At 45.5% G+C, this 16285-nt stretch carries 10 protein-coding genes; 1 reads left to right on the top strand and 9 read right to left on the bottom strand.

The window, feature by feature from the left end; genetic code table 11:
* Positions 1–738: 738 nt before the first annotated feature.
* The 9 genes from HMPREF9999_RS02640 to pyk form a co-directional block, all read right to left on the bottom strand.
* Positions 739–2988 (bottom strand): RelA/SpoT family protein, encoded by a 2250-nt coding sequence (locus HMPREF9999_RS02640; RefSeq protein ID WP_009436762.1) that lies wholly within the window; start codon positions 2986–2988, stop codon positions 739–741.
* 248 nt (positions 2989–3236) lie between these two features.
* The gene (locus HMPREF9999_RS02635) at positions 3237–4691 is read right to left on the bottom strand and encodes a lytic transglycosylase domain-containing protein (RefSeq protein ID WP_009436761.1); all 1455 of its coding nucleotides are present in this window, start codon (positions 4689–4691) and stop codon (positions 3237–3239) included.
* Between the two features lie 120 nt (positions 4692–4811).
* Positions 4812–5444 carry a DUF5683 domain-containing protein gene (locus tag HMPREF9999_RS10695; RefSeq protein ID WP_009436760.1) on the bottom strand — a complete coding sequence of 211 codons (633 nt, stop codon included), beginning with the start codon at positions 5442–5444 and terminating at the stop codon, positions 4812–4814.
* 276 nt (positions 5445–5720) lie between these two features.
* Positions 5721–6605, bottom strand: coding sequence for a ParB/RepB/Spo0J family partition protein (locus HMPREF9999_RS02625; protein WP_009436758.1), 885 nt, complete (start codon positions 6603–6605; stop codon positions 5721–5723).
* Between the two features lie 66 nt (positions 6606–6671).
* The gene (locus tag HMPREF9999_RS02620) at positions 6672–7439 is read right to left on the bottom strand and encodes a ParA family protein (RefSeq protein WP_009436757.1); all 768 of its coding nucleotides are present in this window, start codon (positions 7437–7439) and stop codon (positions 6672–6674) included.
* Between the two features lie 189 nt (positions 7440–7628).
* Positions 7629–8600, bottom strand: a complete 972-nt coding sequence (locus HMPREF9999_RS02615) for a hypothetical protein (RefSeq protein WP_009436756.1) — start codon at positions 8598–8600, stop codon at positions 7629–7631.
* Positions 8601–8687: 87 nt separating this feature from the next.
* Complete coding sequence (locus HMPREF9999_RS02610; RefSeq protein ID WP_009436755.1) at positions 8688–9791, bottom strand: hypothetical protein; 1104 nt, start codon at positions 9789–9791, stop codon at positions 8688–8690.
* Positions 9788–11521: a fimbrial protein gene (locus HMPREF9999_RS02605; RefSeq protein WP_198144609.1), complete on the bottom strand. Its 1734-nt coding sequence runs from the start codon at positions 11519–11521 to the stop codon at positions 9788–9790. The genes HMPREF9999_RS02610 and HMPREF9999_RS02605 overlap by 4 nt, the downstream gene beginning before the upstream one ends.
* A 459-nt stretch (positions 11522–11980) precedes the next feature.
* Entirely contained in the window at positions 11981–13453 is a 1473-nt protein-coding gene (pyk, locus tag HMPREF9999_RS02600; protein ID WP_009436753.1) for a pyruvate kinase, read from the bottom strand.
* 224 nt (positions 13454–13677) lie between these two features.
* Here pyk and feoB point away from each other — a divergent pair, with 224 nt between their 5' ends.
* Positions 13678–15915 carry a ferrous iron transport protein B gene (gene feoB / locus HMPREF9999_RS02595; protein WP_009436752.1) on the top strand — a complete coding sequence of 746 codons (2238 nt, stop codon included), beginning with the start codon at positions 13678–13680 and terminating at the stop codon, positions 15913–15915.
* Positions 15916–16285 lie beyond the last annotated feature (370 nt).

Genomic DNA, 16285 nt, shown 5'->3' with positions numbered 1-16285 from the left:
TCATGCAGCTCGTTTGCTGCAGTCAGGCAACCAACCTTCAAGCGCCGTCTCATCTAAGCGCGTCGTGCCTTAGCAAGTGACCCTTGCGTCCCGATTGCGATGCAAAAGTACGGCAAGTTTTCTAAACTACCAAGACTTTCTACAAAAAAATCGGAGGGAAATTTTTAAACACCCAATTTTGTAACATGAACAAAACAGAAGAATAGCATAACACCCTTTTTAGCCCCCAGAATGACTGGGAGGGGTTTCTGGGCTTCTACACGACAATCACGAAGAATCGGCTCTTCTGGAGTGTCTCGCTCTAAAGATATCCTCTACTCTACCTCGTATTTCCTCCTTTTATCAATGGTTCACCGCCTCCCATTCGCTTGAAAACACGAAAAATCGGAGGTTTCAAGAGAAAAACTCGGACTTTTCACAAATTATCTCGGACTTTCTTCGGAAAAACACGGACATTTCTCGAAATAACTCGGAGAAAAATTCTGAACCATCCAACCATGAATGTTAAACATAAGTAGCTATCTGTGATACATGTAAGGATGTCACTAGCATCACCTCATCAGCAAGAGAGGTTCGTTCGATAAAAAGCTTACATATTATATATAGTATAAGTAGCTGCACCAAAGGCATGACAAGAACATTTACAACGCGACCGCAGGTTCTCATAGAGCTAAATAAAATCCCCCACTGTTCTATTATGAACAATGAGGGATAGAAGGATGTAGATCTCCTAGAAAACTAGTTCCCACGATTGACTTTGGTGATTTGCCCCGCACTGAGTAGGAGGGAACAAAGAGCTTGCACCTCGATGGTAGAGGCAATGCGGATGCCGAGGGTGCCGTGGAAAATGCCATCGTGAGCTTTGAGTTGGATGCTTTGCAGCTGATACTGGGGATGCTGAGAGAAGACCAAGGCGATTTCTTGCAACACACTTGGACTATCAATACCTTCCACGTGAATTGTTGCTTCGTAAAGATGAACAGACGGACGAGAGTTGTCCCACACGGTGGCTATAATATTATTGCCAAAGCTCGTTTTATGTTTGAGTGCTACGCTACAATCTCGACGATGGAGTTCGAGATGATGATTATTATTGATGTAGCCCATCACCTCATCCCCCTTGATGGGGCGACAATGTGGACAGATTTCGCAATGGCTGATGACTTCGTCAGAGAGCGTAAGCGTGGCTTTTCGATCCAGTTGTTCCACAAAATTCGCATCCAATGCAGATTGAGCTTCTAAGTTCTCTGGGAGAGATTTATCTTTGAGGAAGGGTACAAATCGTCTCCAGCCCCATCCCCGCGAAGGTTTCTTGCCCAAAAGATGTTGCACATCGGCATCGGAAAGCACAAGGCGACCTTCGCCTAGAGCATGATACAAAGCAGAAGGAGTATCGAAGTGATGGTGAGACCTGATCTTATGGATATTAGAATCATTGTCTTCCAGCTCATGCGCTTTGAAGAACTCATGCAAAATGCTTTCTCCCTTGCGCTGACACTCGCGTGCAGCCCGGCGCAAAGCAGCAGAAATGCGACCACGCGCCTTACCTGTGGTGACAAAGTTCAGCCAATCTGGTTGAATGGTCTGCGACTGAGAAGTGAGAATCTCGATTTGATCCCCATTGGCAAGGCGATGACTAATGGGAACAAGTCGATGATTGACTTTACCGCCAATACAATGGCTACCGACCATGGAGTGAATGGCAAAAGCAAAGTCGAGCACCGTGGCCCCCTGTGGCAAAGTCAAAATATCACCTTTGGGCGTGAAGACGTTGAGCTCTGAAGCAAAGAGATTGAGCTTAATCGTATCGAGGAGATCGAGCGTGTCGGGCTGGGGATCATCGAGAATTTCCTTGATAGAATTGACCCATGTATCGAGTTCTCTTTCTTCAACTTCTGTATCGGGAGACTTATATTTCCAGTGCGCAGCAAAACCTCCCTCAGCGATATCGTCCATGCGATCAGAACGGATTTGCACTTCAATCCATTTTCCCTGGTGTGACATGAAGGTATTATGCAATGCTTGATAGCCATTTGCCTTTGGCGTAGAGAGCCAGTCACGGAAACGCGAAGGATGGGGCTTGTAGATTTGCGTGAGCGCAGCATAAATGGCATAGCACTCAGCGATCTCATTATCACGCTCCTTGGGGTGGAAGATGATACGGATGGCCAAGATGTCAAACACCTCCTCGAAAGGGACATGTTTGCGCTGCATCTTTTGCCAGATGCTATATGGACTCTTGATGCGCGCCTTGAGTTCGTAGTCAATGCCCCGCGAATCAAGCGCAGCACGGATGGCAGGAGTGAAATCATTGATAGCATCGTCGCGCTCTAGTTTTGAATCTTTCAAATGTTGCATCACCGCATTGTAGTCATCAGGATGCTCATATTTAAAGGAAAGATCTTCAAGTTCCGTTTTGATGCGATTCAATCCTAAGCGATCTGCTAATGGGGCAAAGATATAGAGAGTTTCTCCCACAATTTTATACTGTCGTGAAGGCAGCATAGAAGAGAGCGTGCGCATGTTGTGCAGGCGATCGGCAATTTTGACCAAGATGACCCGAATGTCGTCACTCATGGTGAGCAAGATCTTTTTGAAGGTCTCCGCTTGCATAGAAGCACGATTGCCTAACAAACCACCACTGACCTTGGTGACCCCCTCTACGATATTGGCTATTTTCTCTCCGAAGAGATTGGCTATATCATCACGTGTATAGTCGGTATCTTCCACCACATCGTGAAGAAGGGCTGCGCAGATGGTCGTAGATCCCATGCCCATCTCTTCGCAGCAGACTTGAGCCACTGCGATGGGATGGAGAATATAAGGTTCTCCACTGCGACGGCGCACTCCTCTGTGCGCAGCCTTGGCAAAGTTAAACGCCTTGGTGATGATTTCGGTCTTCTTGCGGTGTGGAGAAGCAAGATAGGTGTCAATCAGTTTTTGAAAGGCGGATTGTATGAGAGCTTCGTCTTGGATTTCTTGAGTCATTAGAATTTAGACGTTAGAGGGTAGACGTTGGAGAGTAGAGTTGGAAGTCCGCAGACACTTTTTTAGAAATTAGATAGTAGACGATAGACATAGGAAAATGAACAAGTAATTCTGCCATTTAATCCTTATCATAAGCCTTATCTAAAACGAGACGAATCTAGACTTTAGAGAATAGCTACACACTAGATAGTGGAGCACTACTCCATATTCTAATGTCTAATCTTTAACGTCTAGACTCGTCAAAATCATTACTTCACACGGATCTTCTTACCCGCGCGGATACTGTTGCCTTTAATCTTATTGATTTTGCGGAGCTTTGCAACGGTAGTACCATTGCGTTCTGCAATCTCACTTAAGGTGTCACCTGACTTAATGCTTACCTCTTTGGTGCGCTCCTTCTTATTCTTCTTTTTCTTACCAGATTTTTCTGATTTTGATTTCTTGTCTTTCTTACTCTTCTTAGATGTGGCACGTTGCTCCACTTCTTGAGCTTCACGCTCTGCTTCTTCTTGTCGCAGACGAGCACGACGTTCTGCACGTGTTTCTCTTGCAGGACTTTCACTCCACGCATTGGAACTAGAGGTCGTAGCGGGGGTTACCTCATCACGACGTTGGAATTGGTCAGGAGCTGCGTAGTTATAAACCGAATCGCCCAATTGCAGAAAGAGGTCAATTGTGGGGAGTGGCATGCGAATGGCACAAGGCGCACTATATCCTGGTACGGTCCCCGTGCGATATTGCGGATTCATCGCTGTCAAGGCTTCCAAATCTATTTTGCATGCCCCAGCAATCTGTGCTAGATTTATATTGCGCGTCACCACCACAGTGTCTGTTTCGATAGGCACTCGCGTTTTCATCGCAGGGATGTTGTGGTCGCAATAATAGTTCATCACGTAGTTGGCGGCAATAAATGCAGGCACATAACCACGAGTCTCTCGAGGTAGATAAGGATAAATAGTCCAATAGTCTGCTACCCCTCCTGCACGCTTAATAGCCTTGGCTATATTGGTGGGGCCACAATTGTAAGCTGCTATCGCAAGCGTCCAGTCATTGTACTTATTGAAGAGCTCTTTCAAATAACGAGCAGCTGCCCAACTAGACTTGATGGGGTCGCGGCGTTCATCCACCAAACTATTGATGGTGAGGTCGAATCTACGTGCTGTGGGAATCATGAACTGCCACAAACCAGCTGCACCTACGCGACTCGTAGCCGTGGGTTCGAGAGCACTCTCTATGACAGGGAGATACTTCAACTCTAAAGGTAACCCTTCTGCTTCAAGGGCTTCCTCAAAAATGGGAATGTAGAAGTTTTGAGCACCTAGCATAAAGCTCACCGAACGACTAAGACGTCCAGTGTAAGCATCAATATATTCTTGCACCACATCATTGTAGGGCATCTCAATGGTAGTGGGAAGACGACGTAGACGATCTTTGTAGACCTCGGGGCCTACATTAACATCAGCCACTCGGGTGAGGCAAGTGGAATCAATGACCATATACTTCTTCACATACCACGTGTTGAGCTGGGCGTCTATATTCTGAAGCATGCCCTCTGTAGGGTTCACTTCGGGATTAGGCACTTGTTCAGCCGCAACAAGAGTTGTGGGAGGATTTGTAGGAAATGTGCGTGCCTGCACAGAGTCGGTATGCCCTAAAAAAGGTACTGTTACGATGCAAGCTATGAGATATTTGAATAAAGACATTAGCGTTAGACTTTAAACATTAAGGGTTGTGTCCCCTTTATTGATTAGCGTTGGCAAATCAGGCCTTCGCTTTATGAGATTAGATGATGAGAAATAGTGATTCAGTCCTTGAGGTCGTCACTAAAATGTGAGCGTGGCTCCGATGCCCATGCTCTGATTACGCTGGATACCATTAAAAGTTTCGATAGCAGCAGGAGTTACTTGCAGTGAGAGATCAGGACTAATATCGAAAACTGAAAGTTGCGCATCAACATAAGCATCGACTACAGAAAGGAGGTAGACTCCGATGAAGCAGAAGGCTGAAAGGTCGCGATAACGACGATAGCGGTCTTTTCGGTTTTTGAAAACCGTCTTAAACTGCTCCAATCTACTATCAATGTCGTAGGTAGGCGGAAAAAGATTGCGAAAACTATTAGTCATCGGATCATCATCCATGATGTCAAGATAGGCTTGGGAATAATCCATATACATCTGCTGATTCCACAAGAAAGCATAAGTGCACCCCAAGAATCCTCCATAAAATAGAGGGAGTTTCCAATATTTCCGATTGTAAACCTGACCAGCTCCAGGCAGCACTAAGGCAAGCCATAGTGCTCGCTGCGGATTTGGAACAAACTGCTTCTTGAGCTGTCGTTGCAAGTCTTGGCTAGCAGCCAAAGGCGCAGCAATAACTTTCCGATTTTGTTGAAGCATATTTACGGTATCCACTCGAGGGGCCAGGCTTCGTTCCAGGCTGTCAAAACGAGCCTTCATGCTCGCTTCGGCAGTGGTGAGTGTATCCTTTGGAGACAATGAATCTACGTTCAACGATAACATACGACTTCCTGACCAATTAGCTACTGGCATGGCAACAGGAATAGCCGCACGAGTGGGAGGCTCTACACAAAAGCAGAGTAGCAGAATCAATAAAATGCGAGAAAGGATGTACTTCATCGCTCAACAGATTGAGAGAACACTTCTTAAATCGAAGAAAAAGAAAAAATAGCCTTCTTTAAGCCCCTAATTCAAGCGAGTTTCTCCTATAAAATTTTAGCCCAAACGCTCCATTAAGGTAAGGATACGCTGGAGTTCTTCTTCATTTGCAAAAGGAATGGTGATATTCCCTTTTCCTGCTCGGCAAGTCATGCCTACTTTAGTTTGAAACACATTGGCCAGATGGTCACGCACTGGTACATATTGTTCCGCCAGTTGATTGGCACTTTTGATGGTACGACGACCTGACTGCACATCTTCTCCAGCATTAAGTGCTTTTACCATCTCTTCGACTTGTCTCACTGAGTAGCCCTTCTCTTGGATATCTTTGAAGAGCTTCACTTGTTGCGAAGGCTGTTGCAGGCCAAGGAGTGCACGTGCATGACCTTGGTCAATTTCACGCTTCTTGAGTGCCATCTGCACTTGCGCTGGTAACTTAAGCAATCGAAGGTAGTTCGCAATGGTAGCTCGTTTCTTACCTACCTTCTCAGAAAGTGCATCCTGCGTGAGGCTATATTGCTCAATAAGTTTTTGATAGGCCAGTGCAATCTCCACCGCATTGAGGTCTTCGCGCTGGATATTCTCCACCAAGGCCATCTGCATCATTCCCTCATCATTGACCGTACGCACATACGCCGGTATAGTGTCTAGGCCAGCACGCTGTGAGGCACGCCAGCGACGCTCACCTGCAATGATTTGGTAGGTGCCATCCTCCATCTGTCGGAGGGTAATGGGTTGAATGATACCTATCTGACGAATACTCTCTGCTAATTCTTCTAGGGCTTCTTCGTCAAACTCTCTACGGGGCTGATTGGGATTTGCCTTAATACTGAGAATATCGACTTCATTAATACTCGAAGAACCGCTAGTGCTTACTTCTCCAGTGGAAATCAGAGCATCAAGTCCACGCCCAAGGTTGGGATATTTTTTCTTTACAGCCATGCTATTCGTTGAAGTTATACATTGAGCTTGAAAATAGTTATCCTGAAAAGCTCAACTCAAGTTGCACTATGCTTTTTCTCTATCTATAATCTCACGAGCCAACGATAAATAATTTACCGCACCTATAGAATCGATATCATAGAGAAGCGCAGGAATACCATGTGATGGTGCTTCGGAGAGCTTAACATTGCGTTGTATCACGGTCTTGAACACCAATTCTTGGAAGTGGCGTTTCACTTCGTCATAGATTTGGTTGGCAAGACGTAATCGACGGTCGTACATGGTGAGGAGAAATCCCTCTATCTCTAGCTGTGGATTCAGGCGCATCTTAATCATACGGATGGTATTCAAAAGCTGCGTAATGCCTTCTAGCGCAAAATACTCACACTGCACTGGGATTATAACAGAGTCGGCAGCCGTCAACGCATTGACAGTGATAAGCCCCAACGAAGGACTGCAATCAATTAAGATGTAGTCGTAATCGTCTTTGATGGATGCCAGCATCTCTTTGACCACAAACTCACGTCTTTCCATTTGCAACAACTCTACATCAGCTCCAGAGAGACGTACATGAGACGGCACAATATCCAGACGTTCCACATCGGTGGTATAGATATTCTCTCGAATGTCTTGCTGCCCAATCATAGATTCATAGACAGACGTTTCGATTTTACCGACTTCCACTCCCAAACCGCTTGAAGCATTGGCCTGCGGATCACAATCCACAAGAAGCACTTTCTTATCGAGCGTTGCAAGCGAAGCAGCAAGATTCATAGAAGTGGTCGTCTTGCCCACTCCTCCTTTTTGATTGGCTATGGCAATGATTTTTCCCATACTTGTAGTGGATTATCGGTGCAATATATCAATTACTACCGCAAAGGTAACAAAAAAATAATTGTTCCACACTGTTTCACGCGAAAAAGTCTTTGCATGATGATAATTCATCCATATAAAACATATTGCTCGACCATTGATAATCAATGATCGAGCAATCAGTATAACTTATATGACTAACCTAGTCTTCTAGAAAGAAACCCCTGGTACGTCAGCTGTTTTGTCCAGCGAAGGCCCTTTTCTAAACAAATAATTGCGCAAGACTATTCCATTCTTCCCTTTCGCATTATTAACAGGGTCAGTTGAAGAGATTGCTATTCTGACTTTTTTCTTATATTCCTTGTTCTCACCATCTACATAGGTAAATTCTAAACAAGTCATATTGTGAGTATCTGGATCACTAAACACAGGATTCAACACCGCATGTTCGGGCAGATAAAAAGTACCCACATAATTATTGGACTCTTTTTTCAACGGAATATTGAAAACGGTGTACCCATAAGTGGCTTGATCTTTCACATCATAATCTGCTATCACTCCTCCCAAGGCGAACTTTTTAGGAACATTGATTACTTCAATCTTGGTCAAAGTAATATCACTAGTTTGAGGAACAGCAACAAACTCAACCTTTGCAAAAGCTCTAGTAAAATCGACATTCTTCTTATAGCGCAAGAGAGATTGAACAACACCACTATTAGCTGAAAAATCAGAATACTTTACGTTGTCCAAAGAAGCCACCAAAGGAATAGAATGGTTCTTCAGTTCACCATTGTCTTTCAGATAATCTAGAGTATTCAACTCTAAACGCTCCGGAGAAGAACTTCCTGTCACTCTAGTTTGATCGCTTGCAGTTAAGTTTGCAGCAAAATAAAAAGAACGAGACAACGCTCTACTCGGAACATCAAGACTATGTTGAGTCTGATTATACGAACTCTGTGCAACCCCAGCTATCACGACATTATTGATAGCTTCTTCTGCCGAAGCTCCGACTGGCGGATTATGGTGTCCATGAATACTGCTAGCACTTCGCACACCAAGTGGGAAACGCACTATTTGCTCTGTCTGAGAGTTAGACTCTGCATCCATCTCTTCATCATAAGCTTGACAAGCCACGACAAGGACAGAGAGCAAACCCAATATGGACAATTGGAGATATTTCATTCCTAATAATTTGAATTGTGAACAAACAATGTATGCAGTAGCATCATTCTATCAGCATCGATCTGTCTATATGGAAGACACTAAGGATTACTGAGGAATACTTCTTTTATATACCCAAGGGAGTACTGAGAAATTGAATTGCAAAGTTGTCGCACCTTCTTCAGTATCAGATCCTGGTTGAGAAATATGCGCATGCAACGTGTAGTAATAATTGCGCTGAATTGTGGGTGGAAGCACTATACGATAGTAAGTGTCAGTTCCGTTCACATCCTTCTCATCCCCTGCGGGTGGTGGTAGTTTACCTCCAGGAAGCTCTTTAGCCCCATTCAGCTTTTTTAGTTTAAGAAGAATGTAAGGGGGCAATCCAGTTGTACCAGTCTTCGTCAAATCATATTCATTAAGGAAGAAGGTGATTGTGGACGTAGGAGGATTATTGGTCGTTCTAGGAATCGTTTGCTCTGTAGAATTAACAGGGTCATCCACACTATAATGCTCACCGACATAGGTCTTGCTATCAAACTCTTTGAGTGTGTACTTTCCTTCGTGATTTGCGGGATCTAATTTATCCCAATCATAATGAATCACAACATCTATAGCAGCCACAGCACGTTTTAGATCAACAGGTACTTCCTTATCGACGTTACCATCCCAGCTGAAAGAAGCAGTTTCCCCAGTCAATAAAAATGGTTCAGTCAAAGCGTGCGCTGTATTCGCAGCCAAAGATACAGAAACTGCATCTTTAATTTTATTTTGGGTATCTAAGGTGCCATTTGCAATGTCATTATACACGGTTTGAGAGAGATTAGCCAATACAAACATTTTGACATTGCTAAAAACTTGATGCTGTACCTCTGTCAACACTATAGTATTTGTGCTTCGATTGTTATTCTTCCACTTCACACTTGGGTCAAGTGGATCTATCACGTATCGGAAAACACGTTTACTAGTACTACCAGTGTTATTTGGAGCGATAGCTTGCACATTGCCAGAGTTATCAATAAAGATAACATCTAGGGTCTTAATTACTGACTGATCGGAAGGCGCACGCACTTCTCGCTTAGTAAAAATCTCTTGCGACAAATGAATGGTTAAACCTTGCGGAACTTCTTCTTCGTGCATACGCTGACAGGCCACGAACGATGTCAGACCAAGCAAACAAGCTAGGAGGAGGGAGTAGATACTATATTTCATTGTGCAGAGGCATTAACAGTATAAAGAAGTTTACCTTGATTCCAGACTTCAAAGACAGCAGTACCTGTAGCTACAGGTGCATTCGCAGCTTTCAACTGTATTGTACGATAATGTCTAAACACTCGTTCCGTTGGATCGTCACCATATTTTATGGTATTCGACTCAGTACCATTGGCTACGAATTTAAAGCCGTTCTTCGCCTTCAGTTCAATATAATCTCCCACAGCAAAACGCTGAGTAGTGGTGCTAAGGATAATATTGGTGAGGGTATTCTTAAATTCGGGATCTGCTGTATATACATTAAATGCATCCATTGCATATACGCCCGACGTTCCACCCTTAACCCAAGGCAGCATCTTATATTGAAGCATCAACTGAGCTCCTGCATAACGAACCGTAATATCGTACACATTATTACGAACTACGGAGAACTTAGAGTATAGGTTGGCATTAGGAAGCGAGTAGAACTTAGAACTGCCCCCATTGTCAAATACTTTTTGCTGACCTTCAGTGAAATCGTTTTGCCAAATACCAAAAGTATTCCCAGCACTGGTACCAACTTTTTCAAAAAGCAGACCAGTTGCACCATTCACCATACCAGGAACCGTAGGCTCAGCAGCAGTAAGTTGACGAAGATGCTCAGGGACATAAAACCAGATTACACAATCGTATCGGCGATTAGCATCATAAGTAGCTCCAGCTGGCACAATGGCCTCAGCACCAACACCGACAGAAAGCCCAGTTTCATTATTATTCGTCAATAATGCTCGGTCATAAAGCACATAATCACGCTTTGCATCAGTAGATGCATTCGTGTACCAATCACTCATAAATTTCTTACCACTGGTATAGTGATTACTATCCAAGAAAGGATTTAGAAAAAGTGATTGATAAGGCACTTCGTCTTTCAAGACAATTCGTTGAATTCGAGATGGCAAGAACTGCTTAATTTTATAACCTGCCCCATCAGGAACAACAGTAGCAGAATGAGGTATGCGTACCTTTACCTTAGCCAGGGTACGAATCAGCTCAACTTTCTCATCTCCTTCCGCCTCAAAGTGCTGAGGGTCGGTAGCACTTCCACCCTTGCCATTACGAATGGGCAAGACCGTCACATTCCGATAAGTACGGGTAGCCAAAATCAAGTGCCCTGGAGTACCAGGGGTACCAGGTACACTGGGATAGAAAGTACGATTCTCTTTATTTTTGGCTGCATCACTCACGCCATAAGGAATACGCATTGCAAAATCTTTGGTATAAAGATCCGAAACGGTAGACACGCCAACTGACATAGCTTGAAGAGCAGCCTTCACCTCTGGCCATGAATTTTCATTAGCAATAAAGAAGAAATCGTATTTATCGGGCACAATTTGGAAAGCTCCTTTCCAAGCTGCGGTGGTACCAGCAGGCTGATTAGAGAATTGGTCTTGTTCAGCACTACCATAAAACTTATTAATCGCCAACTTTCCCGTAGCACTATTAAAAGCCAAAATACGCAACTGCGCTATCTCATCTTCCGCATTCTGAGAATTAGAAGCAAGATCTGCCTGAGTGGCGCGCACAGCAATCGAAGCCGACATATAGACGGGAGCAGCTGGAGCCGTTGTTCCGGGTTCTTCCGGTTCATCGTTCATAAAAGCACGATTACAACCAGTCGTCACCATAAGTATCGTTGAGCAAAAGACAACGAAGCCACAACGAAATCGGTTAAAGCTATTTAATCTAATCATTTGATATATTGCGGTGATAGTCTTTAATAGTTCCGCCTTTAATAGTTGACATAAATTACCGAACCAACTAAGGCACATAACATCTATAGATTCTGCATTACTTTCATGCTCAAAAGCCGTACAAAAACGATGAAAAATATAGGCTAAAAAAAATCCTAGATTAGCCTATTTCTCATCGAAATCTAACGGTTATACTTCGGCAATATTAATTTACACACGGCAAAGGTACAACTTTCATTTGAAACTAGCCTAATAATCAAGAGAAAAAATAAAGAAAGAAACCTCATCTCTCAAGGATATACCATTTTTAAGATGGCTAGACCAATTCATTTATAACACTTTTTTCTACTTCAACTTTCGCAAACGGACAAAAAAATATCCGCTCGCAATACGACGCAAGCGGATATCAATATCACATAAAAAAACACGTTAAGAAGACAAACCTACATACACTTAGTTTTAAGTGTGCGACTCTTCCTCCATCGCGTTTCCGGCATTACCAGTAGGAAGATGGAAACGGAAATATTCATCATAAACTGAGCGCACCTTATTAATTTCCAAGAATGACGTACCGCCTCCCTTGCCGAGGATACCGCTCAAATAAGCAATCTTATCATCCAAGTCTACAAATCCTTTCTGGCGAAGCATACGCACAGCAGCTGTAAACATATATTGCGCACTCTCGGGTTTCTTTTGGAAGATAGGAATTACCCCATAGCTCAAATTGAGCAAACGCTGGGTTTTCTCTTTGTAGCAAATCGCAATAATAGGCGTAGTGCCACGGAAAGAAGCCAACATACGAGCGGTCGCACCAGACTCACTATCGGTGAGGATTCCCTTGACCCCCAATTTATAGGTAGCATCTACAGCTGCGTGCGCCAAGAACTCACGTTGATTAGTAAAGTCGGGCGTAGGATCAATATCATTTTCGCGGAGCTTATCCTTTTCAGCTTGTTCAGCTATCGCAGCCATCGTCTTCACTGCCTCGAGAGGATACTTACCAGAAGCTGTTTCACCACTCAACATCAAAGCATCCGTGCGATAATAGATAGCATTGGCGATATCGGTCACTTCCGCACGCGTAGGACGTGGGTTGTTAATCATCGTATGAAGCATCTGCGTAGCTACAATCACAGGTTTCTTCGCTTGAATACACTTTTTAATGATTTGACGTTGAATACCAGGAATGCACTCGATAGGCACTTCAATACCGAGGTCACCACGAGCAATCATGATACCATAAGAAGCCTCAATGATTTCATCGATATTGTCTACACCCTCTTGGTTTTCAATCTTAGAAATAATCTTAATGTCGCTATTGTGCGCATCGAGAATGTCTTGCACCACCTTCACATCGGCAGCAGAGCGCACGAAAGAGTGAGCAATAAAGTCAATATCTTGCTCGATAGCGAGAAGGATATTCTCGTGGTCACGCTGCGTGAGCGCAGGAAGATCAATGTGCTCCCCAGGCACATTCACACTCTTATGCGAGCCAAGCACGCCGTCGTTTTCCACCTGAACGCGCACAGCTTCACCTTCGATAGCGTTTACTCTCATAGAGATAGCCCCATCATCAAAAAGCAAGCAGTCGCCCACCTTCAGATCTTTGGCAATATCCGCATAAGAAAGACTCACTTCATCGTGTGTAGTGTCCACCCCAGGACGTCCATACACTGTCACTTGCTCTCCAGCCTTATAAGTGATGGGGGCTTCTGCGCGAGTAGTGCGCACTTCAGGGCCTTTCGTGTCAATCAAAATACCTATATGTGGCGATACGGCACGAACATTACGGATGATTTTTTTGATACCTTCAGCATCAGCATGCGCAGTGTTCATACGCACCACATTCATCCCTGCAAAGAAGAGTTCGCGAAGGAACTTTTCATCACAGCGCAGGTCACTGATCGAGCAAACAATCTTAGTTTTCTTCATGTTGGGGAGGAGCTTTTATTCTGTTCTATAAATATTTGGTGCAAATTTACGAAGAATTTACGGAGTATCGCCTATGTTCTTGCTTCTTTTTTCTCGCACACGGTCTTTCTTCATTAGGGTTCTTTGAGACATAAAACAACCAATATCACTACATATAGGTATTTCCACTCTTAGGATAATCACGTATCTTTGCAAGTCAATGACATAACAACAAGATTTCCTCCATGAATCTTTCAGATCTCCATAACGAGCAAACGGCCTTTGTGCTACGCACCACGGGAAGTCCTTCGCTACGCTTGCGCCTCGAAGAACTCGGCTTTGTGCCTGGCCAAGAGGTGACACGACTTTTCGCCACCCCTATGGGCACCCCCATCGTCTTTGCCATGCTCGGGCAACGAGTAGCCCTACGCAGCAGTGAAGCCGCCCTCATCGAAGTATCGCTCGAACACCCCAATATCGACTACACCTCCGAAGAAACACTCTCCAAGCGTTTCTTTGCATCCAGCACAGCCGAAACCTACCTCTCCCACACACCCTCAGATCACCCTGCCTCTTGTGCCCCTACCGCCTGTGGTGGGTGTGCAGCCTGCGGCCCTCACAAAGAACTTGCCCCTAAAGCAGAAGGCACTATCACCGTGGCTCTCGTCGGCAATCCCAACTGTGGAAAAACCACAGTTTTCAACGCCCTTTCTGGAGGGCATGAACGCACAGGCAACTATGCCGGAGTCACTGTAGCAAGTGTGGTCGGAGAAACCACTTTCAAGGGACGCACTCTCCGTTTTGTCGATCTCCCTGGCACTTACTCACTCCGCGCTTATTCTCCCGAAGAAGCCTACGTGATGAGCGAACTTCGCAAAGGAGACATCGACGTAGTAATCAACGTCCTTGACGTCAACAATCTGGAGCGCAACCTTCTGCTCACGCTGCAAGTGCGCCGCTTGGGACTCCCCATGGTGGGCGCACTCAACCTCTTTGACGAATTTACCGAGAGTGGTTCGACCCTCGACATTGACCGCCTATCCCAACACATGGCATTGCCCTTTGTGCCTTGTGTTGCTAGCCAAGGCAAGGGAATGGAGGCACTCGCAGAACAAGTGATTGCTGCCTACGACAACCCCAACACGTTCACCCAATCGCTCGCCGACGACCCACACACCCAGAGCGACCCACACGCTTTGGTGCACCACTATCTTTCAGATTGCTATCAACTGAAAGAAGGGCACGCTGTGCGCCTCACCCAGCGTGTAGACCAATGGCTAGTGCGACATGGTCTTTCCTACATCACATTCTTTGCCGTGATGTGGCTCGTATTCTGGGCCACATTCACCATCGGCCAGTATCCTATGGACTGGATGGAAGCAGGCATTGGCTGGCTCACCGACTGGACAACGAGTCAGATGCCGCAAGGCTGGTGGTTCTCCGAACTCCTTTCACAAGGCATCATTGGAGGTGTAGGAGCAGTGATTGTCTTCCTTCCACAAATCCTCATTCTCTATTTCTTCATCTCCATTTTGGAAGACTCGGGCTATCTGGCTCGCGCAGCCCTCCTCTTCGACCCCATCCTGCGACGTGTCGGACTGCATGGAAAATCGTTCTTCCCCATGCTCACTGGCTTCGGTTGCAACGTCCCTGCCGTGATGGCCACGCGCACGATCGAAAACCGCAAGAGTCGCCTCCTCACCATGATCACCCTGCCCTTCATGTCGTGCTCAGCGCGACTCACGGTCTACACGGTGTTCACCCTCGCATTCTTTCCTCGCCATGCCACATGGATCATGTTCGGACTTTACACCTTTGGCATACTTGCCGCCTTCGGATCAGCATGGCTGATGAGTCATTTCATCCGCCGTCGTGAGGAGAGCCATTTCGTCATGGAGATTCCTCCCTATCGCCGTCCCGTGGCGAGCAGCGTTTTCCGCCACACATGGGAAAAAGGCCGCCAATATCTCCGCAAGATGGGAGGCCTCATCCTCATCGCCTCAATCATCACTTGGGTGTTGGGCTATTTCCCTCGCGGTGGTGCGGATCTCACCCCCTACGAACAACAAGAACAGTCTTACCTCGGTCAAGCAGCTCACGCCATTCAACCCATCATCGCCCCACTCGGATTCGACTGGCGCATGGGAGTAGGCCTCATCACAGGTTCGGCAGCCAAAGAACTCATGGTGTCCACCCTTGGAGTGCTCTATCAACTCGATGAAGACACCGCCGCTGCGGCAGGTACTGGCAAAGATGATGCAGCGGACAGTGCCATCTCTCAAGCACTTCAGCAATCTTCCTCACCAGCTTCAGCTTTGAGCTATATGGTCTTCGCCCTACTCTATTTCCCCTGCATGGCTACTATTGTTGCTATCAAGGGCGAAAGCGGACAATGGCGTTATGCCGTCTTCTCCATGCTCTACAGCACGGGATTTGCCTACATCATGGCATTCCTTGCTTATCGCATCGCACTACTTTGGTAGCCTACTCTTTCTCAAAACAACGACAGTGCATACTCAAATCTTCGAGTATGCACTGTCGTTATTCTATCTCCTCTCGCAGGGCTCAGGCCTTCTCACTCCCTTAGTCGCTAACACAATAAAGACTCACCCATTGACTACTACAGATTCTCTACATTCATCCTTTTGCACGATCTAACAATGAGATAATACTATGCATCCATCCTAACATCTGCCTCAAGCACTAAACCCCATCGCACCGAGAAAACCCGAACAATACTATGCATGAGCGCTACGATGGACAGACATCACTCTCACCATCACCGCTAGCCCAAAACAAAAAAAGACAACTACCGAAGTAGTCGTCTAATTCTTGTGGTGCCACCAGGAATCG

The organism is Alloprevotella sp. oral taxon 473 str. F0040, from assembly GCF_000318095.2.
In the GTDB taxonomy this organism is placed as follows: domain Bacteria; phylum Bacteroidota; class Bacteroidia; order Bacteroidales; family Bacteroidaceae; genus Alloprevotella.
This window is presented reverse-complemented; position numbering and strand designations above follow the sequence as displayed.

What these genes read in the sequence shown, in the direction of transcription:
- HMPREF9999_RS02635 (WP_009436761.1), bottom strand. Translation starts at nt 4,691, where the DNA reads ATGTCTTTATTCAAATATCTCATAGCTTGCATCGTAACAGTACCTTTT.
- HMPREF9999_RS02625 (WP_009436758.1), bottom strand. Translation starts at nt 6,605, where the DNA reads ATGGCTGTAAAGAAAAAATATCCCAACCTTGGGCGTGGACTTGATGCT.
- feoB (WP_009436752.1), top strand. Translation starts at nt 13,678, where the DNA reads ATGAATCTTTCAGATCTCCATAACGAGCAAACGGCCTTTGTGCTACGC.
- HMPREF9999_RS02605 (WP_198144609.1), bottom strand. Translation starts at nt 11,521, where the DNA reads ATGATTAGATTAAATAGCTTTAACCGATTTCGTTGTGGCTTCGTTGTC.
- HMPREF9999_RS02620 (WP_009436757.1), bottom strand. Translation starts at nt 7,439, where the DNA reads ATGGGAAAAATCATTGCCATAGCCAATCAAAAAGGAGGAGTGGGCAAG.
- HMPREF9999_RS10695 (WP_009436760.1), bottom strand. Translation starts at nt 5,444, where the DNA reads ATGAAGGCTCGTTTTGACAGCCTGGAACGAAGCCTGGCCCCTCGAGTG.
- HMPREF9999_RS02615 (WP_009436756.1), bottom strand. Translation starts at nt 8,600, where the DNA reads ATGAAATATCTCCAATTGTCCATATTGGGTTTGCTCTCTGTCCTTGTC.
- HMPREF9999_RS02610 (WP_009436755.1), bottom strand. Translation starts at nt 9,791, where the DNA reads ATGAAATATAGTATCTACTCCCTCCTCCTAGCTTGTTTGCTTGGTCTG.
- HMPREF9999_RS02640 (WP_009436762.1), bottom strand. Translation starts at nt 2,988, where the DNA reads ATGACTCAAGAAATCCAAGACGAAGCTCTCATACAATCCGCCTTTCAA.
- pyk (WP_009436753.1), bottom strand. Translation starts at nt 13,453, where the DNA reads ATGAAGAAAACTAAGATTGTTTGCTCGATCAGTGACCTGCGCTGTGAT.